This window comes from Pseudoalteromonas sp. GW168-MNA-CIBAN-0100 (assembly GCF_040309225.1).
Classification (GTDB): domain Bacteria; phylum Pseudomonadota; class Gammaproteobacteria; order Enterobacterales; family Alteromonadaceae; genus Pseudoalteromonas; species Pseudoalteromonas arctica.
In genome coordinates, this window is record NZ_JBEOOL010000608.1 from 1 (window position 1) to 268 (window position 268).

The 268-nt window shown below is 42.5% G+C and carries 1 pseudogene; it reads right to left on the bottom strand.

Going from position 1 to position 268, the window contains the following annotated elements:
* Positions 1-268: pseudogene (locus AAEY62_RS22640) on the bottom strand (acyl-CoA dehydrogenase); the annotation flags it as partial.

Sequence of the window (268 nt, forward strand, 5' to 3'; positions counted from 1 at the left end):
TTTAAGCCCTATATGAGCGTCAGCAATGCGTTGGCGAATAGTTGGATTTTGGCTTTTACCATTGGCTTTGGCTATATCAATAATTTGATTAAGCTCATTTTGAAACTGCATTTGCTGACCTAAGGTCGACACGCCACGCTCAAAATTAAGTAAACCCATAGCAATAGCCCAGCCTTCACCTGGTTGCCCTACAATATCGTCGGCATCACATTCGGCTTGATCAAAAAATACCTCATTAAACTCAGAGGTGCCGGTAAGTTGCCTTATG